Source organism: Streptomyces sp. NPDC126497 (assembly GCF_040302425.1).
GTDB lineage: Bacteria > Actinomycetota > Actinomycetes > Streptomycetales > Streptomycetaceae > Streptomyces.
Window position 1 is genome coordinate 1 of the sequence record NZ_JBEORT010000110.1, and the last position, 24,786, is coordinate 24,786.

Here is a 24,786-nt window from a genome sequence, read left to right on the forward strand (position 1 = left end):
TACCCCCCCTCGGGGGGGGTTTGTCCACCACAACCCCCCGCCCCGGCCCCCGGGGGGGGCGGGGGCGGCCCCGCGCGCCACGTCCACGAAGAACGGGTTGCCCATGTCGAGGACGAGCAGGCCCATGATGCGGCTGCGTCCGGCGCGCAGCTGACGGGCGGACTCGCTGCGCACGTAGCCGAGCCGGTCGATGGCGGACAGCACCCGGGCCCGGGTCTCGGCGGCGACCGTGTCCGGGCGGTTGATCACGTTGGAGACCGTGCCGACGGACACTCCGGCGACGCGGGCGACGTCCTTGATACCCACCGACTGGGCCATCGGGCAGGAACCTCCAGGGAGACGGGGGGGGCGGCGCGGCGGGCCTTCACACTACCGGTAGCGCCGCCCCGGAGCGGTCGCGGTCGGGCGGGCAGCCGGAAGTCGACCACGCGCAGGGGCGAGGGCGTCGTACCGGTGGACTTCTCCTGGCACATGACCGACGGCACCCCGTCCTGGACGACACGGGTCCCGTCGACCACCACCTCGCCGAAGGCGTTCAGGCCGGCGCCGTCGTACGGCAGCTTCCGGTCGGTGTGTCCGGAGGCGGCGGCGGTGCGGCCGTGGGGAACACGGCGTGGGCGTTGTCGCGTGGGACACGAAGCGGAGCGCCCGGTCGTCGGGTGTGGTGCTGCCGGTGCGGGTGACCGGCGGCCCGGGCACGGCGGCCCGCGCGGTGCCGGCGGTCAGGGCGGGGGCCGCCGCGGTGCCGAGGAGCGCGCCGGCCAGGAGAGTGCGTCGTCGCATCGCGGGCTTCTTCGTCAGGCGAGGTGGAAGACCTCGGTCAGCGGTTTCATCGCCTCGTCCGGCCGGGAGCCGTCGAGGGACTCGAAGAAGGGGGACATCTCGGCCTGCCAGCGGGCGTTGACCTCGGTGGCCTCCATGCCGGCCCTGGCCGCCCCGAAGTCCTCGGTCTCCAGGTAGCCGACGAGGAGGCCGTCGTCGCGCAGGAAGAGGGAGTAGTTGTGCCAGCCGGTGGCCGAGAGCGCCTCGCGCATCTCGGGCCACACGGCGGCGTGGCGTTCGCGGTACTCGGCGATCCGGTCCTGTCGGACCTTGAGCAGGAAACAGACGCGTTGCATGAGGTACCGCTCCTTCGGGGGAAGTGGGGATCAGAAGTCGAACCGGTCGATGTTCCCGGCGTTGAAGACGGTGGGCTTGCCGAGGTTGATCACGCCGTCCTTGCCGATGGTGTACTCGCCCATCGCGCCGGCCGTGAAGGTCTCGCCCTCCTTGCCGGTGATCTGGCCGGAGGACAGGGCGACGGCGGTGCGCGCGGCCAGCTCGCCGAGCTTGGCCGGGTCCCAGAGCTCGAACGCCTCGACGGTGCCGTTCTTGACGTACTTGCGCATGTCGTTGGGGGTGCCGAGGCCGGTCAGCTTGACCTTGCCCTTGTACTTGGAGCCGGACAGGTACTGGGCGGCGGCCTTGATGCCGACGGTGGTCGGGGAGATGATCCCCTTCAGGCTCGGGTGCTCCTGGAGCAGGCCCTGGGTCTGCTGGAAGGACTGCTGGGCGTCGTCGTTGCCGTAGGCGACCTCGACCAGCTTCATGTCCTTGTACTTGGGATCCTCGAGCTCGTCCTTCATGAACTCGATCCAGGCGTTCTGGTTGGTCGCGGTCTGCGCGGCGGACAGGATCGCGATCTCGCCCTTGTAGTCGATCTGTTCGGCGAGCAGCTGCACCTCGGTGCGGCCCAGGTCCTCGCCGCCGGCCTGCGAGACGAAGGCGTTGCGGCAGTCGGGGGTGGTGTCCGAGTCGTAGGTGACGACCTTGATGCCGTTCTTCATGGCCTGCTTGAGCGCGGTGCACAGGGCGCCGGGGTCCTGCGCGGAGACGGCCATGGCGTCGACCTGCTGCTGGGTCAGGGTGTTGACGTAGGAGACCTGCCCGGCGGTGTCGGTGGCGCTGGAGGGGCCGACCTCCTTGTAGGTGGAGCCCAGCTCCTCGACGGCCTTCTCGCCGCCCTTGCCGGCGGTGGTGAAGTAGGGGTTGTTGACCTGCTTGGGCAGGAAGCCGACGGTCAGGCCCTTCTTGGTGGCCGCGTTCGGATCGGCCTTGCCGGCCGGGGCGGCCCCGCCGCCCTCGTTCTTGACGTCCTCCTTGGTGGTGCCGCCGCAGGCGGTGGCGGCCAGGGCGAGCGAGGTGACGGCGGCGAGGGCCGCGCAGGTGCGGCGGAGGGATGCCTTGCGCATGGTGGGTTCCTTAGCGGGCGAGGAGGGTTCAGGGGGTGGGAGCGGGGGCCTTGGGGGCCGGTGGTGACGCGGCCGCCCGGCGTCCGGCCCGCGCGACGGCGATCTGCCGGGCGACGCGCGGGCCGAGCACGGACAGCACCAGCAGCACACCCGTGACGACGATCTGGGACTGCGCGGAGACGTCCTGGAGGCTCATCACGTTCTGCAGCGCGCCGAGCAGGAAGACCCCGGCGATCGCTCCGCCGAGCGTGCCCTTGCCGCCGTCGAAGTCGATGCCGCCCAGCAGCACGGCCGCCACGACGGAGAGTTCGAGGCCGGTGGCGTTGTCGTAGCGGGCGCTGGCGTAGTGCAGCGCCCAGAAGACGCCCGTGAGGGAGGCCATGAGCCCCGTCAGGGTGAACAGGACCAGCTTCTGCCGCTTGACGCGGATGCCGGCGAACCGGGCCGCCTCCTCGCTCGCGCCGATCGCGAACAGCGACCGGCCGAACGGGGTGGCGTGCAGGGCGACGACGGCGACGGCGAGCAGCGCCAGGAAGGGCGGGAGGGCGTACGGGACGAACGTGTCGCCGATGCGTCCGGCGGCGAAGTCCAGGTACGGGGCGGGGAAGTCGGTCACCGCGTCGGAGCCGAGCACGATCTGCGCGATGCCCCGGTAGGCGGCCAGCGTACCGATGGTGACGGCGAGGGACGGCAGTCCGAGGCGGGTCACCAGCAGGCCGTTGACCAGGCCGCAGACGACACCGATCACGAGGCAGACCGGGATGATCGTCTCGATGGTCATGCCCTGGTTCCACAGGGCGCCCATCACCGCGCCGGACAGGCCGGCGGTGGAGGCGACGGACAGGTCGATCTCGCCGGAGACCACGAGCAGGGTCATGGGCAGGGCGATCAGCGCGATCGGCAGGGTGTTGCCGATGAGGAACGACAGGTTGAGCGCGTTGCCGAAGCCGTCGACGGTGGTGAAGGACAGCAGCAGGACGACGACGAGCAGGGCGCCGACGACCGTGTCCCAGCGGACGGCGCGCGTCAGGGACTCAGGCATGGCGGGCGTTCCTCTTCTTCAGGGCCGAGGCCACGCGCAGCGCGACGATCCGGTCGACCGCGATGGCGAGGATGAGCAGGATGCCGTTGATGGCGAGCACCCACACGGAGCTGACGCCGAGGGCGGGCAGCACGCTGTTGACGGAGGTCAGCAGCAGCGCGCCGAGAGCCGCGCCGTAGACGCTGCCGGAGCCGCCGGTGAAGATCACGCCGCCGACCACGACCGCGCTGACGACGGTGAGTTCGTAGCCGTTGCCGGTGCCGGAGTCGACGTTGCCGAAGCGGGCCAGGTACAGGGCGCCGGCGAGGCCGGCGAGGGCGCCGCAGAAGGTGTACGCGGCGAGGATCCTCTTGCGTACGGGGATGCCGGCGAGCCGGGCGGCCTCCGGGTTGGAGCCGAGCGCGTACAGCTCGCGTCCGCTGCCGAAGTGCTTGAGGTAGTACGCCGTCGCCACGAGCACCGCGAGCGCGATCAGCGCCAGATACGGCACGGCCGAGATGCCGCCGGAGCCGAAGTCGACGAATCCGCCGGGGAGGTCGGCGGCGGTGATCTGACGGGAGCCGACCCAGATGGAGTCGATGCCGCGGATGATGTACATCGTGCCGAGGGTGACCACGAGCGCGGGTACCTGGCCGAGGCTGACGAGCAGGCCGTTGAGCAGTCCGAAGCCGGTGCCGAGCAGGACGGCGAGGGCGACGGCGACGACCGGGTTCCCGCCGTCCTGGAGGTGGGCACCGGCGGCGAAGGCGCTGATGCCGAGGGTGGAGCCGACGGACAGGTCGACGTTGCGGGTGATGACGACCAGGGACTGGCCGGTGGCGACCAGGACCAGGATGGCCGCGTTCAGCAGCAGGTCCTTGACGCCCTGTTCGGACAGGAACTCGCTGTTGCCGGCCTGGGTGACGGCGATCATCACCAGGAGGACGGCCAGGATGGCGAGTTCGCGCATCGTGAGGACGCGGTCCACGAGCCGGGTGGCGCCGGCCTTCGGCGCCTCGGCGAGGGGGGCTTCTTCGGGAGCGGCGACCGTCATGCGGCGGCCCTCCCCGTGGCTGCGGCCATCACGGTTTCCTCGGTGGCGTCGGTGCGGGGGATCTCGGCGGCGAGCCGGCCCTCGTGCATCACCAGCACGCGGTCGGCCATGCCGAGGATCTCGGGCAGGTCGGAGGAGATCATCAGGACGGCGACGCCGTCGGCGGCGAGCTGCGACAGCAGCCGGTGCACCTCGGCCTTGGTGCCGACGTCGATGCCGCGCGTGGGCTCGTCGACGATCAGCACCTTCGGCCCGGTGGCGAGCCACTTGGCGAGGACGACCTTCTGCTGGTTGCCGCCGGACAGGGTGTTCACCGTGTCGGCGATCCGGGCGTACTTGACCTGGAGCCTGACGGCCCAGTCGAGGGAGCGGCTGCGCTCGGCGCCGCGGTCCATCAGGCCGGCCCGCACGGTCGTACGGAGGCCGGTGAGGCCGATGTTGCGCTCGATGGACATGTCCATCACCAGGCCCTGGGCGCGCCGGTCCTCGGGGACCAGGGCGAGGCCCGCGGCCATCGCGGTGGACGGGGCGCCGTTGGTGAGCCTGCGCCCGTCGACCTCGACCTCGCCGGCGTCCCAGCGGTCGACGCCGAACACGGCGCGGGCCACCTCGGTGCGTCCGGCGCCGACGAGTCCGGCCAGTCCGACGATCTCACCGCGCCGCACGTCGAAGGAGACGTCGGTGAAGACGCCCTCGCGGGTCAGCCGGCGCACGCTCAGGGCGACCTCGCCCGGTGTCGCGTCCTGCTTGGGGTAGAGCTCCTCGAGGTCGCGGCCGACCATGCGGCGGACCAGGTCGTCCTCGGTCATGCCGGCCAGCGGCTCGCCGGCGATCCAGGCGCCGTCGCGGAGCGTGGTGACCTTCTGGCAGATCTCGAAGATCTCCTCCAGGCGGTGGGAGACGAACAGCACCGCGGCGCCCTGTTCGCGCAGGGTGCGCACGACGCCGAAGAGGCGGGCGACCTCGCTGCCGGTGAGGGCGGCGGTGGGCTCGTCCATGATCAGGACGCGGGCGTCGAAGGAGAGCGCCTTGGCGATCTCGACGATCTGCTGGTCGGCGATGGACAGGCCGCGGGCCGGGCGGTCCGGGTCGAGTTCGACGCCGAGCCGCTCCATCAGGGCGGCGGTCGCGTCACGGGTGGCCCGGTGGTCGATCCGGCCGAGCGCCCGGCGGGGCTGCCGGCCCATGAAGATGTTCTCGGCGATCGACAGGTCGGGGAAGAGCGTGGGCTCCTGGTAGATCACGGCGATGCCGGCGTCGCGGGCGTCACCGGGGCCGTGGAAGACGACGGGGACGCCGTCGAGCAGCACCTGGCCGGCGTCCGGCCGGTGCACTCCGGCGAGCGTCTTGATGAGGGTCGACTTGCCGGCTCCGTTCTCCCCGGCGAGGGCGTGCACCTCCCCGGGGAACAGCTCCAGGGAGACGTCCCGCAGGGCGCGGACCGCGCCGAAGGACTTGGAGATGCCCTTCAGCGCGAGGGCCGGGGCCGGACCCGTGTCGGACGGGTGGGTCATGAGGGCTCCTCGACGACGCCGACGGGAGGCCCCACGACGTCGTGAAAGGTTTCAACTGGGTTGCCGGGACGTTAGGCGTGCGACGCATGTCACGTCAATGGGTCCCGGTCGAAAAACTTTCGACACCTTCAGGTCTCGGCCTGGTCACGGAGGACGGTCTTCGTCGCAGGGGTTGACACCCCTGCGGGAGACCCATAGCTTCCCGTTCTGAATCGTTTCATTCAATGGTCGTCATGACCCGATGTCACAGGAGCCCTGACGTGACCGAGCTCGCCGCGGTGAAAGCCGCCCTCAAGACACAGGCCGTGGAGACGCCGTCCTGGGCGTACGGGAACTCGGGGACCCGCTTCAAGGTGTTCGCGCAAGCGGGTGTCCCCCGCACCCCGCAGGAGAAGCTGGACGACGCCGCCCAGGTGCACGCCTTCACGGGTGTCGCCCCGACCGTGGCGCTGCACATCCCGTGGGACGGGGTCGAGGACTACGCGGCGCTGGCCGAGCACGCCGAGGACCGCGGGGTGAGGCTCGGGGCGATCAACTCCAACACCTTCCAGGACGACGACTACCGGCTCGGCAGCATCTGCCACCCGGACGCGGCGGTGCGCAGGAAGGCCGTCGACCACCTGCTGGAGTGCGTCGACATCATGGACGCGACCGGCTCCAAGGACCTGAAGCTGTGGTTCGCCGACGGGACGAACTACCCCGGCCAGGACGACGTCCGGGCCCGCCAGGACCGGCTCGCCGAAGGGCTCGCCGAGGTGTACGAGCGGCTCGGGGACGACCAGCGGATGCTGCTGGAGTACAAGTTCTTCGAGCCGGCGTTCTACACGACGGACGTGCCGGACTGGGGCACCGCCTACGCGCACTGCCTGAAGCTGGGTGAGAAGGCGCAGGTCGTGGTCGACACCGGTCACCACGCTCCGGGGACCAACATCGAGTTCATCGTGGCGACGCTGCTGCGGGAGGGGAAGCTCGGCGGGTTCGACTTCAACTCGCGGTTCTACGCCGACGACGACCTGATGGTCGGCGCCGCCGACCCGTTCCAGCTGTTCCGGATCATGTACGAGGTGATCCGCGGGGGCGGGTTCACCCCCGAGGTGGCGTTCATGCTGGACCAGTGCCACAACATCGAGGCGAAGATCCCGGCGATCATCCGTTCCGTCATGAACGTCCAGGAGGCGACGGCCAAGGCGCTGCTGGTCGACCGGGCGGCGCTGGGCGAGGCGCAGGCCTCGGGGGACGTGCTCGAGGCGAACGCCGTACTGATGGACGCGTACAACACGGACGTGCGTCCGCTCCTTCGTGAGGTGCGGGAGGAGATGGGGCTGGACCCCGAGCCCATTGCCGCCTACCGGCGGTCCGGGTGGGCCGAGCGGATCGTCGCTGAGCGGGTCGGGGGTGAGCAGGCCGGCTGGGGCGCGTGAGCGTCTGCCGGGTTTCTGTTTGTCGCGGGCTGCGGGTCGTCTGTGGTTGATCGCGCCCGCGCGGCGGTAGCCGCATGTCCCACATCGCCCCGCGCCCCTGTCGGGGCGTTTCACTCCCCCTCTTTCCCGAAGGACTGATCGTTCATGGCGACCAATGCCGAAGCTGCCGCCCTCCTCGCCCGTTCTCATCGGCTCGGGGCCGATCCGCGGAACACCAACTACGCGGGGGGCAACACCTCCGCCAAGGGCACCGGCACCGACCCCGTCACCGGGGGTGACGTCGAGCTGATGTGGGTCAAGGGGTCCGGGGGCGACCTCGGGACGCTCACCGAGGCGGGGCTGGCCGCGCTGCGACTGGACCGGCTGCGGGCGCTCGTCGACGTGTACCCGGGGGTCGAGCGCGAGGACGAGATGGTCGCCGCGTTCGACTACTGCCTGCACGGCAAGGGCGGTGCGGCCCCGTCGATCGACACCGCGATGCACGGGCTCGTCGACGCCGCCCACGTCGACCACCTCCACCCCGACTCCGGGATCGCGCTCGCCTGCGCGGCCGACGGGGAGAAGCTGACCGCCGAGTGCTTCGGCGACACCGTGGTGTGGGTGCCGTGGCGGCGGCCCGGTTTCCAGCTCGGACTGGACATCGCCGCCGTGAAGGAGGCCAACCCCCGGGCCATCGGGTGCGTGCTCGGCGGGCACGGCATCACCGCGTGGGGCGACACCTCCGAGGAGTGCGAGCGCAACTCGCTGCACATCATCCGCACCGCCGAGGCGTTCCTCGCCGAGCGCGGCCGGCCGGAGCCGTTCGGGCCGGTGATCGAGGGGTACGAGGCGCTGTCCGAGGAGGAGCGGCGGGAGCGGGCCGCCGCCCTGGCGCCGTACGTCCGTGCCGTCGCCTCGCAGGACCGGCCGCAGGTCGGGCACTTCGACGACTCCGACGCCGTCCTGGACTTCCTGGCCCGCGCCGAGCACCCGCGGCTGGCCGCGCTGGGCACCTCCTGCCCGGACCACTTCCTGCGCACCAAGGTCCGGCCGCTGGTCCTGGACCTGCCGCCGTCCGCCCCGCTGGACGAGGCGGTCGCCCGGCTGAAGGAACTGCACGCGGCCTACCGCGAGGAGTACGCCGCCTACTACGCGCGGCACGCGGAGGCCGACTCCCCCGCGATGCGCGGCGCCGACCCGGCGATCGTGCTGGTGCCGGGCGTGGGCATGTTCAGCTTCGGCAAGGACAAGCAGACCGCGCGCGTGGCCGGCGAGTTCTACCTCAACGCGATCAACGTGATGCGCGGGGCCGAGGCGGTCTCCCGTTACGCGCCGATCGAGGAGTCGGAGAAGTTCCGCATCGAGTACTGGGCGCTGGAGGAGGCCAAGCTCCGGCGGATGCCGAGGCCCAAGCCGCTGGCGACGCGGGTCGCGCTCGTCACCGGGGCCGGCAGCGGGATCGGCAGGGCGATCGCCCGGCGGCTGGCGGCCGAGGGCGCCTGTGTCGTCGTGGCCGACCTGAACGGGGAGAACGCCGCCGAGGTCGCCGAGGAGCTGGGCGGCTCCGACAAGGCCGTCGCCGTGACCGTCGACGTGACGTCCGAGGAGCAGATCGCCGCCGCCTTCAAGGCCGCCGTGCTCGCCTTCGGCGGGGTCGACCTGGTGGTGAACAACGCCGGCATCTCCATCTCCAAGCCGCTCCTGGAGACGTCCGCGAAGGACTGGGACCTCCAGCACGACATCATGGCCCGCGGTTCCTTCCTCGTCTCGCGCGAGGCGGCCCGGGTGATGACCGCGCAGGAGCTGGGCGGGGACATCGTCTACATCGCGTCGAAGAACGCCGTGTTCGCCGGCCCCAACAACATCGCCTACTCCGCCACCAAGGCCGACCAGGCCCACCAGGTGCGCCTGCTCGCCGCCGAGCTGGGCGAGCACGGCATCCGGGTCAACGGCGTCAACCCGGACGGCGTGGTGCGCGGCTCCGGGATCTTCGCGGGCGGCTGGGGCGCCCAGCGCGCCGCCGTCTACGGGGTGCCGGAGGAGAAGCTGGGCGAGTTCTACGCCCAGCGGACGCTGCTGAAGCGCGAGGTGCTGCCCGAGCACGTGGCGAACGCCGTGTTCGCGCTGACCGGCGGCGACCTCACCCACACCACCGGGCTGCACGTCCCGGTCGACGCCGGCGTCGCCGCCGCGTTCCTGCGATGAGCACCGTGAAGTCCTACGCCGCGGTCGACCTCGGCGCGTCCAGCGGGCGCGTCATGGTCGGCCGCGTCGGCCCCGACAGCCTGGAACTGACCGAGGTCCACCGCTTCCCCAACCGTCCGGTGCGGGTGCCCGAGGGGCTGCGCTGGGACGTCCTGGGGCTGTACGCCGGTGTCCTGGACGGGCTGAAGGCGGCCGGCGCGGTGGACTCCGTCGGCATCGACAGCTGGGCCGTGGACTACGGGCTGCTGGACGCGGACGGGGCGCTGCTCGGCAACCCGGTGCACTACCGCGACGGTCGTACCGACGGGATCGCGGAGAAGGTGTGGGCGACCGTGCCCGCCGAGGAGCTGTACGCGGCGACCGGTCTGCAGTACGCGCCGTTCAACACGCTGTACCAGCTGACGGCGGCCCGCGGATCCGCTCAACTCGCCCGGGCCGAGCGGCTGCTGCTGATTCCCGACCTGCTGACGTACTGGCTCACCGGTGAGCAGGGCACGGAGCTGACCAACGCCTCGACCACCCAGCTGGTCGACCCGCGCACCCGCGACTGGGCGCACGGCCTCGCGGAGCGCCTCGGCATCGACCTCTCGCTGTTCGCGCCGCTGCGCCGGCCGGGGGACGCGGCCGGGGTGCTGCGGCCCGAGGTGCTGGAAGAGACCGGGCTGACCGGGCCGGTCCCGGTGACGGCGGTCGGCTCGCACGACACCGCGTCCGCGGTGGCCGCCGTGCCGGCGGGCGGCGAGCGGTTCGCGTACATCTGCACCGGCACCTGGTCGCTGGCCGGCCTGGAGCTGGACGCACCGGTGCTCACCGAGGAGAGCCGGGCCGCCAACTTCACCAACGAGCTGGGGCTGGACGGCACGGTCCGCTACCTGCGCAACATCATGGGCCTGTGGCTGCTCCAGGAGTGCCTGCGGGCCTGGGGGCAGCCGGACCTGGGTGCGCTGCTCCTCGACGCGGGCAAGGTGCCGGCGCTGCGGTCGGTGGTGGACGCCGGGGACGCGGCGTTCCTCGCGCCCGGGCGGATGCCGGAGCGGATCGCCGAGGCCTGCCGGGAATCGGGCCAGCCCGTGCCGGCCACGCCCGCCGAGACCACCCGGTGCATCCTCGACTCGCTGGCCCTGGCCCACCGCAGGGCCGTCGCCGACGCGCAGCGCCTCTCCGGGCAGTCGGTCGACGTCGTGCACATCGTGGGCGGCGGCACCCGCAACGCCCTGCTGTGCCAGCTGACCGCCGACGCCTGCGGGCTGCCGGTGGTGTCCGGGCCGACGGAGGCGGCGGCGCTGGGCAACGTACTGGTGCAGGCCCGTGCCCACGGCCTGGTCGGCGACCTGGCCGGGATGCGGCGGCTGCTCACCCGCACACAGCTGCTGACGCGGTACGAACCGCGCGGCGCTGCGCAGCGGTGGCAGGCGGCACAGGCCCGGCTCGCCCGGGGCTGACGCGGTCTCCCCCGGGTCCCCGCTCCCCCACTACCCTGCATTCACCCGATGATCGATCTCACGAGGAGCCGCGATGCGTGTCGCACTGTTCCTGACCTGTGTCAACGACACGCTGTATCCGGACACCGGGCGCGCCGTGGTGAAACTCCTGACCAGGCTGGGCGTCGACGTCGACTTCCCGACGGCGCAGACCTGCTGCGGCCAGGCGCACTACAACACGGGCTACCGTCACGAGGCCGAACCGCTCGCCCGGCACTTCTCCGATGTCTTCACGGACTACGAGGCGATCGTGACGCCGTCCGGCTCGTGCGGGGCGATGGTGCGGGAGCTGTACCCGCGGATGGGTGAGCGGGCCCGGGCGGAGGGCCGCGGGGACACCCTCGCGGCGACGCTGGCGCCGGTGGTGCCGAAGACGTACGAGCTCACGGAGTTCCTGGTGGACGTGCTGGGGGTGACCGACGTCGGGGCGTACTACCCGCACAGGGTGACCTACCACCCCACCTGTCACGGGCTGCGCGGTCTCGGCCTCGGCGAGCGGCCCCTGCGGCTGCTGCGGGCGGTGAGGGGACTGGAGCTGGCCGAGCTGCCGGGCGCCGAGGAGTGCTGCGGCTTCGGCGGCACCTTCGCGCTGAAGAACTCCGACGTCTCGGCGGCGATGGGCGCCGACAAGGTGCGCAACGCCGAGTCGACGGGCGCCGAGGTGCTGTGCGCTGCGGACAACTCCTGTCTGATGCACATCGGCGGAACGATGACCAGGCTGCGGACCGGCATGCGGCCGGTGCACATCGCGGAGATCCTGGCGAGCACGGAGGAGGAACCGGCCGTATGAGCGGAACGTTCGTCGGGATGCCTGCGTTTCCCCCGCCCGCCCACCCTGCGTTTCCCCCGCCCGCCCCCCCTGCGTTCCCCCGGGCCGCCCGCGAGGCGGTCGGCGACGCGACGCTGCGGGGCAACCTGCGGCACGCCACGCACACCATCCGCGCCAAGCGCGCCGCCGCGGTCGCCGAGGTGTCCGACTGGGCGGAGCTGCGCGAGGCCGGCAAGCGGATCAAGGACCACACGCTCCGTCACCTCGACCGTTATCTCGAGCAGTTGGAGGCGTCGGTGACGGCGGCGGGCGGCACCGTGCACTGGGCCGTCGACGCGGACGAGGCCAACCGGATCGTCGCCCGACTGGTGAAGGCGACCGGCGAGTCGGAGGTCGTCAAGGTCAAGTCGATGGCCACGCAGGAGATCGGGCTCAACGAGGCCCTGGAGGCGGAGGGCATCGCCGCCTACGAGACCGATCTCGCCGAGCTGATCGTGCAGTTGGGCAAGGACCGGCCCTCGCACATCCTGGTGCCGGCGATCCACCGCAACCGCGGGGAGATCCGGGAGATCTTCGCCCGCGAGATGGGCGAGTGGGGCCGCCCCGCCCCGGAGGGGCTGACGGACACGCCCGCCGAACTCGCCGAGGCGGCGCGGCAGCACCTGCGGGAGAAGTTCCTGCGCGCCAAGGTCGGCGTCTCCGGAGCCAACTTCATGGTCGCCGAGACCGGCACCCTGGTGGTGGTGGAGTCCGAGGGGAACGGGCGGATGTGCCTGACCCTGCCCGAGACGCTGATCTCGGTCGTCGGCATCGAGAAGATCGTGCCGACCTGGCAGGACCTGGAGGTGTTCCTGCAGACCCTGCCGCGCTCCTCGACCGCCGAGCGGATGAACCCGTACACCTCGACGTGGACCGGCACCACCGACGAGGACGGGCCGCGCGACTTCCACCTGGTCCTGCTGGACAACGGCCGCACCGACACCCTCGCCGACGAGGTGGGCCGGCAGGCGCTGCGCTGCATCCGCTGCTCGGCCTGCCTGAACGTGTGTCCGGTGTACGAACGGGCCGGCGGCCACGCCTACGGCTCGGTCTACCCGGGACCGATCGGCGCCATCCTCAGCCCCCAGCTGCGGGGCACCGGCAGCGAGATCGACGCGTCCCTGCCGTACGCCTCGTCGCTGTGCGGGGCCTGCTACGAGGTGTGCCCGGTCGCCATCGACATCCCCGAGGTGCTGGTGCACCTGCGGGAGCGGGTGGCCCAGGGCGGGGAGGCGACCCGGGGAGGCAACAAGGTGGTGCTCAAGCCGGCCAAGGGGCACGCCGCCGAACGCGCCGCGATGCGTGCCGCCCGCTGGGCGTTCGCGCACCCCGGAGCCCTGCGCACCGGCCAGCGGCTCGCCTCGCGCACCCGCCGCCTCCATCCGCGCACCCTGCCGGGCCCCGGCCGGGCGTGGAGCGGGACGCGGGACCTGCCGCCGGTGCCGGCGGAGCCGTTCCGGGACTGGTGGCAGCGCACGCGGGGCGGGAAGGGAGCGGCGAAGTGAGCAGCAGGGAACGGATCCTGGGCCGGGTGCGGCGCGCCCTCGCCGACGTGCCGGGGGACGACGCCCCGTACGAACGGGCGGTCACCCGTGCCTACCTGCGCGAGCACGGTGCGCGCACCGTCGGGGAGACGGTGGACCTCCTCGCGGAGAACCTGGCCGACTACCGGGCGATCGTGCACCGCACGGACGCGGCCGGGCTGGCCGGGCTCGTCGCCGGGCTGCTCACGGCGCGCGGCGCGTCGTCGGTGCTCGTCCCGCCCGGCCTGGACGGGGAATGGCTCGCCGGGTCGGAGGTGACCCGGGTCGCGGACCGGGCGGAGAGCACCCCGCACGAGCTGGACCGGGTCGACAGCGTGGTCACCGCCTGCGCGGTCGCCGTCGCGGAGACGGGCACGATCGTGCTGGACGGCTCCCCCGACCAGGGCCGGCGCCGGATCACCCTCGTCCCCGACCACCACATCTGTGTGGTGCGCGTCCCGGAGCAGGTCGTCTCCTCCGTCCCCCAGGCCCTCGAACGCCTCGACCCGGCCCGCCCGCTCACCTGGATCTCCGGCCCCTCGGCGACCAGCGACATCGAGCTCGACCGGGTGGAGGGCGTGCACGGCCCGCGCACCCTGGAGGTCGTGCTGGTCGGGTGAGCCCCCTTCGGGGGGTGTCCCTGAGGACACCCCCCGATACGGGCTCTGCGCACCGTGTGGCGCGGCCGTCTCCTCCGTAGCGTCTCGGACAGGGCACAGGACGTGCCGGACGGAGGAGATGACGATGTTGCGCAACGGGGCACGAGACGACCACGGCACGGGACCCGCCCCTGAAGCACTGCGCCTGGTCAAGGTCACCAAGTCCTACGGGACGGCGGACAGCGCCGTGACCGCCCTCGACGGGGTGACGCTCGGCCTGGCGCGGGGCACGTTCACCGCGGTGATGGGGCCGTCCGGCTCGGGCAAGTCGACGCTGCTGCAGTGCGCGGCGGGTCTGGACCGGCCCGACAGCGGGATCGTACGGGTCGACGGGACCGAGCTGACGGGCGGCGGCGAGGCGGAGCTGACGAAGTTCCGGCGCGGACGGATCGGGTTCGTCTTCCAGCAGTACAACCTGCTGGAGACGCTCACCGTCGCGCAGAACACCGTGCTGCCGCTGAAACTGGCCGGCCGGCGCGTGGACCGGAGGCGGGCCCGGGAGATCCTCACCGCCGTCGGCCTCGGCGACCGGCTCGGGCACCGGCCCGACCAGCTCTCCGGCGGTCAGCGGCAGCGCGTCGCGATCGCGCGGGCGCTGGTCGCCGAACCCCGGGTGATCTTCGCGGACGAGCCGACCGGCGCCCTGGACACGCGCAGCGCGCGGGAGGTGCTGCGGCTGCTCCGGGAGGCGGTGCGGGTGCACGGGCGGACCGTGGTGATGGTGACGCACGACCCGGTCGCCGCCTCCTGGGCCGACAGCGTGCTGTTCCTCGCGGACGGCCGTCTCGCCGGCCGGATGGACGCGCCGACGGCGGACGCGGTGGCCGAGCGGCTGGCGCACCTGGGCGACGACACGACGGCGGGGGTGTGAACCGTGCTCGTACTGGCCCTGCGGTCGATCCGGCGACGGCCCGGACGGTTCCTCGCGACGCTGCTGTCCGCCTTCCTGGGCGCGGCGGTCATCATGACGTTCCACTCGATGCACGACACGGCCGGGCGGCCGGGCGTGGACCCGGTGAGCTCCGACACGCTGGGCACGGCGGCCGGGGTGGTCGGCGGGTACGGCACGCTGCTGGTGTTCTTCTCCGTCGCCTCGACGCTGACGGTGAACGTGCGGCAGCGGGCGGCCGAGCTGGAGCTGCTGCGCTGCTCGGGGGCGACCCCGGCGCAGATCAAGCGGATGGTCGTGGGTGAGGCGGTGGTCGTGGCCCTGGTGGGCGCGGCACTGGCCGTCGGCCCGGCGATGCTCGGCGGGCGGGCGCTGCTGGACCTGTTCCAGGACGGCGGCCAGGTCGCGCGGTCGGTGGAGTACTCCTTCGGGCCGGTCGCGCTGTGGAGCGGCGTGAGCGTCACGCTGCTCGCGGCGGCGGGCGCCGCGTTCCTGGCCGTGCGGCGGGTGACGCGGCGCGGCGGGGGACGAGCCGGGGCACGGCGGCTCCTGGCCTGCGCCGCGCTGGTCACCGGCGCCGCGGGGGCCTGCGCCACGTTCTTCCTCTCCGCGACGGACGAGATGCTGATGGCACCGGCCGCGTACGGGGCGATCCTGCTGTCGGTCGGTTTCGCGCTGCTGTCGCCGCGGCTGCTGAGGGGCGTGCTCCACCGGCTGCCGCTGAGCGGTGCGAGCGGCTGGCTGGCCGTGCGCAACCTCCGTGAGCGGTCCGGCGAGCTCGCCGGGATCCTGGTGCCGCTCATCGTGTTCACCGCGGTGTCCACGGCGACGATCACCATGCAGGCGGTGGAGAGCGACGCCGTCGCGGCCTCGGGCCTGGTGAAGTCGGTCGACGCGAAGAACCTGGAGACGCTCAACCTCACGGTCGTCGGCATCATCGCGGTCTTCGTCTGCGTCATGCTGGTCAACTCGCTGTACGCGGCGACCACCTACCGCTCCCGCGAGTTCGGGCAGCAGCGCCTGGCGGGGGCGACTCCGGGGCAGGTGCTCGGCGTGGTGGGCGCCGAGGGCGCGATCCTCACGGTCACGGGCGTGTTCCTCGGCACGGTGGCCGCGCTGGCCGGCGTCGTGCCGTTCACGGTCGTCCGCACCGACGGGGTGCTGCCGGAGCAGTTCCCCGGCACGTGGCTCGTCATGGTGTCGGTGACGGCCGCGGCGACCTTCGGGACGAGCCTGTCCACGGCCCGGCGCGTGCTGAGCGCGCCGGCGGTGCGGGCCGTCGCGCCGGCCGCGTGAGCCCCGCCCGGTCACCGGGGGCGTCCGCCGCGGCGGGCGCCCCTCGGCCGTTTCCCGCGACCGGAGGAGCGGGGGACGGCCGGCTCGGGTGGTGTGCCGGTCAGTCGGCCCTGGCGTACTCCTGGGCCATGCCGCCGGCGAAGTCGTACACCACGACCTGGTCGTCGCCGACGACCCACGCGTCGTGGCCCGGTGCGCAGACGAAGACGTCCCCGGGGCCCACCTCCTGCTCCGCGCCGTCGTCCATGCGGATGTGCATGCGGCCCTGGACGACATAGCCGTTGTGGTGGATCCGGCAGCTCTCCGTCCCGGCGAGGGGACCGACGGACTCGGACCAGCGCCACCCCGGCTCGAAGGTGGCCACGGCGAAGTCCAGCCCTGTCATGTGGACGGCTTCCAGGTGTCCCCTGGGGAAATCGCGCCTCTCGTCCGGCTTGTCCAGCGTTTTGATCTCGAGCATGACCCTGTTCCCTTCCGACCGTCGCCCTGCACGGCCGGGTCCGGTCTCCGTCCGCCTCGCACGGCACCGGCGGGGGCCGGGCCCCACCACTCCATCGTCCGTCCGTCCACCCGGGACCGCCATCCGGGTGAGGCCGGCACGTCAGTCGCCCGGACCGCAGAGCCGGGCGAAGCGGTCGGCGTCGATGTTGCCGCCGGACAGGATCAGGCCGACGCGGGGCGGGAGGGGGCCCGCGCGGCCGGTGAGCAGTGCGGCGAGCGGGGTGGCGCCGCTCGGCTCCAGGACGATCTTCAGCCGCTCGAAGGCGAACCGCATCGCGTCCCTGATCTCGTCGTCGCCGACCAGCACGATCCCGTCCAGGAGCCGCCGGTTGAGGGAGAACGTCAGCTCGCCCGGGATGTGCAGGGCCTGGCCGTCGGCGATGGTGCGCGGGACCGGGACGCCGACGCGCCGGCCCGCCTCCAGGGACCTCTTGGTGTCGTCGCCGGCCTCCGGCTCCACGCCGATCACCCGGGTCGCGGGGTGCAGGCCCTTGACGGCGGTGGCGCTTCCGGCGATCAGTCCCCCACCGCCGACCGGTGCGATCAGCGCGCCCAACTTCCCGGCTTCCTCCACGAGTTCGAGGGCCGCCGTGCCCTGCCCCGCGATGACGTGCGGGTGCTCGTAGGGCGGGACGAGGGTCAGGCCCCGCTCGGCGGCGAGGGCCTCGGCGACGGCGACCCGGTCGCCGGTGTACCGGTCGTAGGTGACGATCTCGGCGCCGTACCCCTCGGTGGCCGCCCGCTTCGACGGCGGGGCGTCCTCGGGCATCACGATGACGGCGGTGGTGCCCAGCTCCCGGGCGGCCAGGGCGACGGCCTGGGCGTGGTTCCCGGAGGAGTAGGCGGCGATGCCCCGGGACAGCTCGCCGGGGGTGAGCCGGGAGGCCGCGTGGTAGGCGCCGCGGAACTTGAAGGCGCCCACCCGCTGGAAGTTCTCGCACTTCAGGTGCACCTCGGCGCCGACGAGCGCGTCCAGGGTGCGGGAGCGCAGGACGGGCGTGCGGTGTGCGACGCCCTCGATGCGCTCGGCGGCGGAACGGACGTCGCCGAGGGCGACCGGCGGGGTGGTGGTCGTCACGTGGTGCCTCCGGCGAGAATCACGTCCCGCTCGGCGTCCCGGCCCCGTGCGGCTGCCATGAGCACCCCTTCCCCCTCCTTTCCCGGGTTATACGTCCAACCGCTGGATTCCCGGTCCGGACCCGGGTTCCCGTACGGTCGTGCCCGCCTCCTCCGCCTCGGTGACGAGGGCGGCGAGGGTCGTCCGCGCGCGGGCGACGCGGGAGCGGACCGTGCCGACCGGGCAGTCGCCGAGGGCCGCCGCCTCCGTGTACGGCAGCCCGAGCAACTGCGTGCGGACGAACGCCTCGCGCCGTTCGTCCGGCAGCCGGTCCAGCAGGTCGAGCAGCGCGATCCCGTCGTCGAATCCGGGAAGCCCGCGCGGCTGCGCCCGTTCCACGGTCAGCTGCCAGTCGGGGACGTCCGCCGTCCGGGGCCGTACGGCCGCGCACCGGTGGCTGTCGGCGACCGCGCGGCGGGCGATGGCCAGCAGCCAGGTGCGCGCCGAGGAACGTCCCTCGAACCGGTGCAGGCTGCCGAGGGCCCGCAGGAACGTGTCCTGGGTCAGATCGTCCACCGCCTGCGGGTCGGCGCACAGCCGGGCGACGTAGCGGATGACGTCACGGTGCAGGGCGCGGACGAAGCGGTCGACGGCGTCGGGGTCACCGCCGCGGGCGGCCAGCGCCCAGGCGGTCGCCGCGTCGTCGGTGGGCCTTCCGGCAGGGGTGGGCAGGGTGGAAGTGATCACCTGGGGTCCTTCGCGGAGGATCCGGGAACCGCGGGCGTGCGCGGGCCCGGTCGGCGGGGATGCGGCGCGGGCGGTACGCGGAACAGGGCTGTACCGGCACGCGGCCGAAGCCCGGGGCGCGCGGGGGCGGCCCGGGGTGGCACCGGCTGCCGTCAGGCGGCAGCGGCTCCGGCGGGCGGGCCGCGTGAGGTGATCGCGTGGACGAGGAGGAGCAGACGCGGCGCACCGCGGGAGCGGCGGCACCGGCGGACGCGGAGGGACGGACGGCGTGGCGGCACCGGCGTGAGGAACAGCGGCCGCGCCGGGGCGGCCAGCCATCCGCCGACGGCCCGCAGCACCCGGAACACCGCCCGCTCGCCGTACCCGAGCCACAGTCCGCACAGCAGTGCGGCCAGCAGGTGGGCGGCGAGCATGCCGGCGGAGGGCGCCGTGTGCCCCGCCGTGCCCGTGCCCGCCCCCGTGGGCACGGGCGCGTGCGTGCCGTGCGGCATCGCTCCCGCGTCCGTGGGACCGGCGGAAGGACCCAGGAGCGAGAAGGCCGAGTGCAGGGCCGTCTGGGCGGCGACGGCGACGGCGGTGATCAGCGGCAGTCCGCGCTCACGCCCCGCGAGCCCCCAGCCCGCGGCACCGGTCACGGCCCAGCCTGCCGCCAGCGTCCCCAGGGGAACGCGGTCGCCGGACATCATGGCGTGCCCCAGGGCGGCGAGCACGACGCAGACGGCCGCGAACACCGCGGCCCGCCCCGTGCGAGCACCCCGTCCAGCAGTCATGGCCCCTCGTCGTCGCATCCGGGCCGACCGGTCGCCCGTGGATACGGCTTCCGTCCCGCCCGCGGCTCATTCCCCGGCGTGTGACCCCGAACACCTTTGGACGGCACCGGAGTCGGCGCGGGACACGGTCTGTCCCCCGAGCGAGCTACGGGCAAGTGTCCACTGTGCGGTGACGATTCCCGGCCACCGGAACCGTAGCGTCCATGACGGCACGCGGCGCAGGTCCGCGGATCCCACGAAGGAGTCATCGATGAGAGTGGTCTGGCAGATCCTGGCCGTGGTGGCGATCTCCGCCGTAGGCGGACAGAGCGTGAACGCGGTGCGGGACGACCCGTGGCTCACGCTCGCCCTCGGGACGCTGACCGCCGTGCTCGCGGTGCCGGTCTACCGGTGGGTGGTGGGGCGGACCGAGCGCCGGCCGGTCACGGAGCTGGCCCCGGCCGGCGCCGCGCCGGCCTTCGGCCGGGGGACGCTGATCGGCGTCGTGATGTTCGCGATGGTCGTCACCAACCTCTTCACCTCCGGCAATTACGAGGTGCACGGCCTGGGTTCGCTGAGCGGCACGGCCGGACTGTTCGGCTTCATGGCCGCCGCCGCCGTCACCGAGGAACTGCTGTTCCGCGGGGTGCTGTTCCGGATCGTCGAGGAGTACCTGGGCACCTGGATCGCGCTGACGCTGACCGCGCTGCTGTTCGGCCTGGCGCACCTGCCCAACCCGGACGCCACGGCGTGGGGCGCCTTCGCCATCGCGATCGAGGCCGGCGGCATGCTCGCCGCCGCGTACGTCGCCACCCGCAACCTGTGGGTGCCGATCGGCGTGCACTTCGGCTGGAACTTCGCCGCGGGCGGCATCTTCAGCACCGTGGTCTCGGGCAACGACACCGAGCAGGGACTGCTGGACTCCACGACGTCGGGCAACAAGTGGATCACCGGCGGTGACTTCGGCCCGGAGGGGAGCGTGTACTCGGTGCTGTTCGGTGTGCTGCTGACGATCGGGTTCCTGTGGCTGGCCCACCGGCGCGGCCGTCTGGTGCCCCGCCGCCGGCGCGCGGAGCGGGCCGCCGCCACCGCTAGACTGCCCCGGTGATCGCTCCTCACCGGCTCCGGGACGTGTGGCACCGGCTGGACGTCACCGTCAGGGACCTCCTGCTCGGGCTGGTCGTCCTCTCCTTGTCGCTGTGGCCCGGCTTCCAGAACCACGGGACGCTCCTCGGTGGTGTGCCGGAGCGTCCCTTCGACCCGCTCGCCTTCGTGGCGGTGGCCCTCCAGGCCCTTCCGCTCGCCGTGCGCCGGCGGTGGCCGGCCGTCTGTCTCGCCCTGGTGGCGGCCGGGTTCGCCCTCGACCAGCTCCGCGGCTACCACTCCCCCGCGGGCATCGCGCTGCCCGTCGCGCTGCTGAGCGCCGGGGCGTATCTGGAACGGTACCGGCGCACCGCCGCGGCCCTGTGCACCATCGCCTACGTGGCGCTGACGGTCGCGTTCCACCGGGCCGGCCCCGGCGAACCGGCGAGCGAGTTCGTGACGTTCTACCTGGCGGTGGCCCTCGCGTGGGGCATCGGGGCGTGGCTGCGCTCCACCCGGGTCGCGGAGGCCGAGCGCCGGCACCGCGTCGCCGAGGACTCCCGAGCCGCCGAACGCGCCCGGATCGCGCGCGAGTTGCACGACGTCGTGACCCATCATGTGACGGCCATGGTCGTGCAGGCCGAGGCGGCCCGCTATCTGACCGCCGCACCCGACCGGCTGGACCGGACTCTGACCGCCGTCACCGACACCGGCCGACGGGCCATCACCGACCTGCGGCACCTGCTCGACCTGCTCAACCCCGACCACGGCCCCGGGACCAGGACACCGCCCGTCGGCCGGCTCCTCACGCTGGTGGAGCAGACCCGCCGGGCCGGACAGCCGGTGGAGTTCACCGAGGAGGGCACGCCGGCACCGTCGACCGGCAGCGCCGACCTCGTCGCCTACCGGGTCGTGCAGGAGGCCCTGACGAACGCCCTCAAGTACGCCCACGGCAGCGCCACCCGGGTCGAGGTGCGGCACAGCGAACGGCAGATCACCGTGGAGGTCGGCACGGACGGTTCCGGCACCCCGGTGTCCTCCTCCCCCGGCGGGAGCGGCCGGGGCCTGGCGGGCCTGCGGGAGCGGGTCGACGTCCTGGGCGGCGACTTCAGCGCGGGACCGGAGACGGGCGGCGGCTTCGTCGTACGGGCCCGCATACCGACGGGGAGCACGGCATGACCGCACCGATCCGGGTCCTGGTCTGCGACGACCAGATGCTGATCCGCACCGGCCTGGTGACCATCATCGGCGCCCAGCCCGACCTGGAGGTGGCCGGCGAGTGCGGCGACGGGCAGGCCGCCGTCGACCTCGCCGGGCGGCTCCGTCCGGACGTCGTGGTGATGGACGTGCGGATGCCGGTGCTCGACGGCATCGAGGCCACCCGGCTGCTGGCCGGCGCGGGGGTGCCGCATCCGGTGAAGGTGCTCGTGGTGACGACGTTCAACCTGGACGAGTACGTCTACGAGGCGCTGCGCGCGGGGGCGAGTGGGTTCCTGCTCAAGGACGCGCCGCCGTCCCAACTGCTCCACGGCATCCGGACCGTGGCCATGGGCGCGGCGCTGCTGGACCCGGAGGTGACCCGCCAGCTCGTGGGCCGGTACGCCGCCCGGATCCGCCCCGCCGAGGGCGGGGCGCCGCGGGACCTCCCCCTGACCCCCCGCGAACTGGAGGTCCTCCGCCTCATCGCGGACGGCCTGTCCAACAGCGAGATCGCCGCGGCCCTGCTGATCAGCCAGGAGACCGTGAAGACCTTCGTCTCCCGCATCCTCGCCAAACTCGGCCTGCGCGACCGCGTCCAGGCGGTGGTCTACGCCTACCGCCACGGCCTGGCGACCTGACCGGCCCCGGCGGGCCGGCCACCGGTGCCGGCCGGGAGCACGTCCCGGGCGGAATACGGGAGCGTCCGGGTCCGTTGTCGGCCTCGAAGGAGGCCAGAAGTGGACACCACGTACTACGACCACGGGACGCCGGCCGAGCGCTGGGAGCGCGCCGGGATGTTCTTCGACGCCAAGGACTACGCCGCCGCCGCGCGCGTTCTCGGCGGGCTGGTCGAGGAGGTGCCGGAGCAGACCGGACCGCGGCTGCTGCTGGCGCGCGCCTACTACCACTCGGCGCAACTGCGGCGCGCGGAGGCTGAGTTGAGGGTCGTCGTGGAGCGTGACCCGGTGGAGCACTACGCCCGGCTGATGCTGGGGCGCACCCTCCAGCGGCAGGGGCGGGACGACGAGGCCCGGCCGCATCTGCGGATCGCCGCCGCGCTGGGCGGCTCCTTCGACGAGGAGTGAGGGCCGGCCGGCGCCCGGTCCCCCGCGGCGAGGGGACCGGGCGTCGCGCGTCATCGCGCCGCCGTGCCGCTTCCGTACGTCCGCCGTCCCCGGCGGTGGGCCACCTCCCCGAGCACGATGTCGACGGCGAGGAACGCCGCCAGGGGGATGCCGAGCAGCGGGACGAAGTAGCCCAGGACGGCGATCGCCGCCAGCAGGGGGACGAGCACGTACGGCGGCACCTGCTGCCAGGCCCCGCGCGGGATCGGCCGGCCGAAGGCGGGGCCGCGGCCCCGCTGCCACCACATGCGGTAGCCCCACAGGATCAGCAGGATCAGGGTGAGGGCCAGGGCCATCAGGGCGATCTGGTTCACCAGGCCGAACAGGTTGCCGGTGTGCAGGTCGATGCCCCAGCGGGTGAGTTTCGCGAGGACCGGGTAGTCGTCGAACCGCAGCACGTCGGTGACCTCGCCGGAGGCGGGGTCGACGGCGACCGAGTCCTGCTTCTCGGGCCAGCTGCGCTGGATCTGCCGCACGACGTACGCGGACTCCTCGTCGGCGGGCGGCACGATCTCCACCGGGTCGCCCAGGCCCTCGGCCCGGGCCGCCGAGAGCACCGCGTCCAGGCCGGCGCCGTGCGCCCCGTCGCCCGCCGTGCCGCCGGCCGCGTCGTGGCCCGCGTGCTCGCCGGCCGCCTCGGCCGACACCGAGGGGGTCTCCTGGCCGAGGGAGGCGCGCAGTTCGCCGATGTTCGCGCCGGCGTAGGTGGACCAGGTCAGGCCGGTCGCCGAGAGGAAGACGAAACCGGCCGCGACCCAGACTCCCACACCGCCGTGCAGGGCCAGGGTGCGGCGCCGCCCCTCGGTGCCGCGCAGCTTGCGCAGGGCGCGGCGCCGGGAGAACCACAGCACCACTCCCCCGCCCGCGATCACCCACAGCCAGCTGGCGGCGAACTCGCTGTAGAGACGGCCCGGTTCACCGAGGTGCAGATCGCGGTGGAACTCGTCGATCCAGGTGCGCAGGGGCAGCGCGCCGGTGGAGCCGTACTGTTCCAGTGCGCCGCGCACCTCCGCGGTGTACGGGTCGACGAACACCGCCAGGGTGTGACCGGGGTCCACGCCCGGTGTGCCGGACAGCATCACCCTCGTGGTGGCGTCCGCCCCGGGTGAGGGGCGCACGGCGGATATCGTGCCCTCGGGGTGGGCCTCGCGGGCGGCGGCCACCTGCGCGGAGACGGGCAGCTTGCGGTCGCCGACGGGGACGGTCAGCTCGTGGTCGTAGACGATCTCCTCGGCCTGGAAGGAGGCGGCGTACAGCAGGCCGGTGAGGGCGGCGACCAGGAGGAACGGCGCGACCAGCACGCCCGCGTAGAAGTGCAGGCGCAGGACGAGGGGGCGCAGGCCGGCCCGGGCGCTCCTCGCGGGTGCGGGGGCGGGGGCGGGAGGTTTCGGTGCCTCGTCCGTGGGGGTCGAGGAAGCGGTGGTCATCGGTGGGGTTCTCCCGGGGGCGTCTTGGCGGACGGGGTGGTGGTGCAGTAGTCGGGGCGGCGGGGCCTCCGGTTCCCGGACGCCGTCCATGACCTGCGCCACACGTGGCGGGCGTGCGATCCTGGCGGGATGGGAACTCCGGACGATCGCGCGCCCCTGGCCGAGCGGGTCGAGCAACTGCTCACCGTGCAGGGACCGTTGCCCATCGTCGCGGCCGGTGATCCGGTGCTGCGCGACGAAACCGAGCCGTACGAAGGGCAGTTGGGGCCCGATCTGCTGGCCCGGTTCGTGACGGCACTGCGGGTCACCATGCGCGCGGCGCCGGGGGTCGGGCTGGCCGCGCCGCAGGTCGGGGTGGGGCTGCGGATCGCGGTGATCGAGGATCCGGCACCGGTGCCGGAGGAGGTGCGCCTGGCGCGCGGGCGGGTGCCGCAGCCGTTCCGGGTGCTGGTCAATCCGGCGTACGAGCCGCTCGGCGCCCGGCGGGTCGGGTTCTTCGAGGGGTGTCTGAGCGTGCCGGGGTATCAGGCGGTGGTGGTGCGGCCCGCCGAGGTGCGGCTGACCGGCCAGGACGAGCACGGGCGGGCGCTGGACGAGGTGTTCACCGGCTGGCCCGCGCGGATCGTGCAGCACGAGACGGACCACCTCGACGGCACCCTGTACCTCGACCGGGCGGAGCCGCGCTCGCTGTCGTCCAACCGGTCCGTGGCGGAGCGCTGGTCGCAGCCGGCACCGGACGAGGCGGCCCGGGCCCTGGGCTTCGACCTGCCGTGAGCCCCTCGGCCGTCCTTCGGTGCGCCGCGCGCCGGCCGGCGCC

Annotated in this window: 24 protein-coding genes and 1 pseudogene; 13 read left to right on the forward strand and 12 right to left on the reverse strand. The window is 73.3% G+C overall.

The features are described from left to right. The 7 genes and pseudogenes from ABTY20_RS30280 to ABTY20_RS30310 all read right to left on the reverse strand — a co-directional run. Positions 1–318 (reverse strand): LacI family DNA-binding transcriptional regulator (locus ABTY20_RS30280; RefSeq protein ID WP_352000333.1); only part of this gene is annotated, 318 nt, incomplete at its 3' end. Between the two features lie 86 nt (positions 319–404). After that, positions 405–625, reverse strand: a pseudogene (locus tag ABTY20_RS30285) (Tat pathway signal sequence domain protein); the annotation flags it as partial. A 172-nt stretch (positions 626–797) separates the two neighbouring features. Then, positions 798–1,118 carry an L-rhamnose mutarotase gene (locus tag ABTY20_RS30290; RefSeq protein WP_352000334.1) on the reverse strand — a complete coding sequence of 107 codons (321 nt, stop codon included), beginning with the start codon at positions 1,116–1,118 and terminating at the stop codon, positions 798–800. Between the two features lie 30 nt (positions 1,119–1,148). Next, a complete protein-coding gene (rhaS, locus tag ABTY20_RS30295) occupies positions 1,149–2,231 on the reverse strand; it encodes a rhamnose ABC transporter substrate-binding protein (RefSeq protein WP_352000335.1) in 1,083 nt (360 codons plus the stop codon). Between the two features lie 28 nt (positions 2,232–2,259). Next, the gene (locus tag ABTY20_RS30300; protein WP_352000336.1) at positions 2,260–3,273 is read right to left on the reverse strand and encodes an ABC transporter permease; all 1,014 of its coding nucleotides are present in this window, start codon (positions 3,271–3,273) and stop codon (positions 2,260–2,262) included. Continuing rightward, positions 3,266–4,306, reverse strand: a complete 1,041-nt coding sequence (locus tag ABTY20_RS30305) for an ABC transporter permease (protein ID WP_352000337.1) — start codon at positions 4,304–4,306, stop codon at positions 3,266–3,268. Before ABTY20_RS30305 ends, ABTY20_RS30300 begins: the two co-directional genes overlap by 8 nt. Beyond that, positions 4,303–5,820 (reverse strand): sugar ABC transporter ATP-binding protein, encoded by a 1,518-nt coding sequence (locus ABTY20_RS30310; RefSeq protein WP_352000338.1) that lies wholly within the window; start codon positions 5,818–5,820, stop codon positions 4,303–4,305. The genes ABTY20_RS30305 and ABTY20_RS30310 overlap by 4 nt, the downstream gene beginning before the upstream one ends. A gap of 260 nt (positions 5,821–6,080) precedes the next feature. Between ABTY20_RS30310 and rhaI the strand changes: the two genes are divergently transcribed. From rhaI to ABTY20_RS30350, 8 genes are all read left to right on the forward strand, one after another. Then, positions 6,081–7,241, forward strand: a complete 1,161-nt coding sequence (gene rhaI, locus ABTY20_RS30315) for an L-rhamnose isomerase (RefSeq protein ID WP_352000339.1) — start codon at positions 6,081–6,083, stop codon at positions 7,239–7,241. A 144-nt stretch (positions 7,242–7,385) separates the two neighbouring features. Continuing rightward, positions 7,386–9,425: a bifunctional aldolase/short-chain dehydrogenase gene (locus ABTY20_RS30320; RefSeq protein WP_352000340.1), complete on the forward strand. Its 2,040-nt coding sequence runs from the start codon at positions 7,386–7,388 to the stop codon at positions 9,423–9,425. Further along, positions 9,422–10,867 (forward strand): rhamnulokinase, encoded by a 1,446-nt coding sequence (locus ABTY20_RS30325; protein WP_352000341.1) that lies wholly within the window; start codon positions 9,422–9,424, stop codon positions 10,865–10,867. Before ABTY20_RS30320 ends, ABTY20_RS30325 begins: the two co-directional genes overlap by 4 nt. Positions 10,868–10,940: 73 nt before the next feature. Beyond that, complete coding sequence (locus ABTY20_RS30330; RefSeq protein WP_352000342.1) at positions 10,941–11,696, forward strand: (Fe-S)-binding protein; 756 nt, start codon at positions 10,941–10,943, stop codon at positions 11,694–11,696. After that, positions 11,693–13,219 carry a LutB/LldF family L-lactate oxidation iron-sulfur protein gene (locus ABTY20_RS30335; RefSeq protein ID WP_352000343.1) on the forward strand — a complete coding sequence of 509 codons (1,527 nt, stop codon included), beginning with the start codon at positions 11,693–11,695 and terminating at the stop codon, positions 13,217–13,219. The genes ABTY20_RS30330 and ABTY20_RS30335 overlap by 4 nt, the downstream gene beginning before the upstream one ends. Continuing rightward, positions 13,216–13,857: a LutC/YkgG family protein gene (locus ABTY20_RS30340; RefSeq protein ID WP_352000344.1), complete on the forward strand. Its 642-nt coding sequence runs from the start codon at positions 13,216–13,218 to the stop codon at positions 13,855–13,857. Before ABTY20_RS30335 ends, ABTY20_RS30340 begins: the two co-directional genes overlap by 4 nt. Positions 13,858–13,981: 124 nt before the next feature. Beyond that, positions 13,982–14,767: an ABC transporter ATP-binding protein gene (locus ABTY20_RS30345; RefSeq protein ID WP_352000345.1), complete on the forward strand. Its 786-nt coding sequence runs from the start codon at positions 13,982–13,984 to the stop codon at positions 14,765–14,767. 3 nt (positions 14,768–14,770) lie between these two features. Continuing rightward, the gene (locus ABTY20_RS30350) at positions 14,771–16,081 is read left to right on the forward strand and encodes an FtsX-like permease family protein (RefSeq protein ID WP_352000346.1); all 1,311 of its coding nucleotides are present in this window, start codon (positions 14,771–14,773) and stop codon (positions 16,079–16,081) included. A gap of 100 nt (positions 16,082–16,181) precedes the next feature. Here ABTY20_RS30350 and ABTY20_RS30355 read toward each other — a convergent pair whose 3' ends face one another. From ABTY20_RS30355 to ABTY20_RS30370, 4 genes are all read right to left on the reverse strand, one after another. Further along, positions 16,182–16,541, reverse strand: coding sequence for a cupin domain-containing protein (locus ABTY20_RS30355; RefSeq protein WP_352000347.1), 360 nt, complete (start codon positions 16,539–16,541; stop codon positions 16,182–16,184). 141 nt (positions 16,542–16,682) lie between these two features. Then, the gene (locus ABTY20_RS30360; RefSeq protein ID WP_352000348.1) at positions 16,683–17,660 is read right to left on the reverse strand and encodes a threonine/serine dehydratase family protein; all 978 of its coding nucleotides are present in this window, start codon (positions 17,658–17,660) and stop codon (positions 16,683–16,685) included. 87 nt (positions 17,661–17,747) lie between these two features. Next, entirely contained in the window at positions 17,748–18,386 is a 639-nt protein-coding gene (locus ABTY20_RS30365) for a sigma-70 family RNA polymerase sigma factor (RefSeq protein WP_352000349.1), read from the reverse strand. A gap of 152 nt (positions 18,387–18,538) precedes the next feature. Next, complete coding sequence (locus ABTY20_RS30370) at positions 18,539–19,156, reverse strand: hypothetical protein (protein WP_352000350.1); 618 nt, start codon at positions 19,154–19,156, stop codon at positions 18,539–18,541. Positions 19,157–19,406: 250 nt separating this feature from the next. On the opposite strand from ABTY20_RS30370, the gene ABTY20_RS30375 reads away from it, so the two are divergent. From ABTY20_RS30375 to ABTY20_RS30390, 4 genes are all read left to right on the forward strand, one after another. After that, positions 19,407–20,243 (forward strand): CPBP family intramembrane glutamic endopeptidase, encoded by an 837-nt coding sequence (locus ABTY20_RS30375; protein ID WP_352000351.1) that lies wholly within the window; start codon positions 19,407–19,409, stop codon positions 20,241–20,243. Continuing rightward, positions 20,240–21,397 (forward strand): sensor histidine kinase, encoded by a 1,158-nt coding sequence (locus tag ABTY20_RS30380; protein WP_352000352.1) that lies wholly within the window; start codon positions 20,240–20,242, stop codon positions 21,395–21,397. The genes ABTY20_RS30375 and ABTY20_RS30380 overlap by 4 nt, the downstream gene beginning before the upstream one ends. Next, entirely contained in the window at positions 21,394–22,056 is a 663-nt protein-coding gene (locus ABTY20_RS30385) for a response regulator (protein ID WP_352000353.1), read from the forward strand. Before ABTY20_RS30380 ends, ABTY20_RS30385 begins: the two co-directional genes overlap by 4 nt. A 99-nt stretch (positions 22,057–22,155) precedes the next feature. Continuing rightward, entirely contained in the window at positions 22,156–22,503 is a 348-nt protein-coding gene (locus tag ABTY20_RS30390; RefSeq protein ID WP_085575228.1) for a tetratricopeptide repeat protein, read from the forward strand. 50 nt (positions 22,504–22,553) lie between these two features. Here ABTY20_RS30390 and ABTY20_RS30395 read toward each other — a convergent pair whose 3' ends face one another. Continuing rightward, complete coding sequence (locus ABTY20_RS30395) at positions 22,554–23,969, reverse strand: PepSY-associated TM helix domain-containing protein (protein WP_352000354.1); 1,416 nt, start codon at positions 23,967–23,969, stop codon at positions 22,554–22,556. 129 nt (positions 23,970–24,098) lie between these two features. On the opposite strand from ABTY20_RS30395, the gene ABTY20_RS30400 reads away from it, so the two are divergent. Continuing rightward, entirely contained in the window at positions 24,099–24,743 is a 645-nt protein-coding gene (locus ABTY20_RS30400; RefSeq protein ID WP_352000355.1) for a peptide deformylase, read from the forward strand. Positions 24,744–24,786 lie beyond the last annotated feature (43 nt).

What these genes read in the sequence shown, in the direction of transcription:
- ABTY20_RS30300 (WP_352000336.1), bottom strand. Translation starts at nt 3,273, where the DNA reads ATGCCTGAGTCCCTGACGCGCGCCGTCCGCTGGGACACGGTCGTCGGC.
- ABTY20_RS30355 (WP_352000347.1), bottom strand. Translation starts at nt 16,541, where the DNA reads ATGCTCGAGATCAAAACGCTGGACAAGCCGGACGAGAGGCGCGATTTC.
- ABTY20_RS30320 (WP_352000340.1), top strand. Translation starts at nt 7,386, where the DNA reads ATGGCGACCAATGCCGAAGCTGCCGCCCTCCTCGCCCGTTCTCATCGG.
- ABTY20_RS30305 (WP_352000337.1), bottom strand. Translation starts at nt 4,306, where the DNA reads ATGACGGTCGCCGCTCCCGAAGAAGCCCCCCTCGCCGAGGCGCCGAAG.
- ABTY20_RS30325 (WP_352000341.1), top strand. Translation starts at nt 9,422, where the DNA reads ATGAGCACCGTGAAGTCCTACGCCGCGGTCGACCTCGGCGCGTCCAGC.
- ABTY20_RS30345 (WP_352000345.1), top strand. Translation starts at nt 13,982, where the DNA reads ATGTTGCGCAACGGGGCACGAGACGACCACGGCACGGGACCCGCCCCT.
- ABTY20_RS30310 (WP_352000338.1), bottom strand. Translation starts at nt 5,820, where the DNA reads ATGACCCACCCGTCCGACACGGGTCCGGCCCCGGCCCTCGCGCTGAAG.
- ABTY20_RS30330 (WP_352000342.1), top strand. Translation starts at nt 10,941, where the DNA reads ATGCGTGTCGCACTGTTCCTGACCTGTGTCAACGACACGCTGTATCCG.
- ABTY20_RS30335 (WP_352000343.1), top strand. Translation starts at nt 11,693, where the DNA reads ATGAGCGGAACGTTCGTCGGGATGCCTGCGTTTCCCCCGCCCGCCCAC.
- ABTY20_RS30395 (WP_352000354.1), bottom strand. Translation starts at nt 23,969, where the DNA reads ATGACCACCGCTTCCTCGACCCCCACGGACGAGGCACCGAAACCTCCC.
- rhaS (WP_352000335.1), bottom strand. Translation starts at nt 2,231, where the DNA reads ATGCGCAAGGCATCCCTCCGCCGCACCTGCGCGGCCCTCGCCGCCGTC.
- ABTY20_RS30370 (WP_352000350.1), bottom strand. Translation starts at nt 19,156, where the DNA reads ATGACTGCTGGACGGGGTGCTCGCACGGGGCGGGCCGCGGTGTTCGCG.
- ABTY20_RS30385 (WP_352000353.1), top strand. Translation starts at nt 21,394, where the DNA reads ATGACCGCACCGATCCGGGTCCTGGTCTGCGACGACCAGATGCTGATC.
- ABTY20_RS30290 (WP_352000334.1), bottom strand. Translation starts at nt 1,118, where the DNA reads ATGCAACGCGTCTGTTTCCTGCTCAAGGTCCGACAGGACCGGATCGCC.
- ABTY20_RS30400 (WP_352000355.1), top strand. Translation starts at nt 24,099, where the DNA reads ATGGGAACTCCGGACGATCGCGCGCCCCTGGCCGAGCGGGTCGAGCAA.
- ABTY20_RS30375 (WP_352000351.1), top strand. Translation starts at nt 19,407, where the DNA reads ATGAGAGTGGTCTGGCAGATCCTGGCCGTGGTGGCGATCTCCGCCGTA.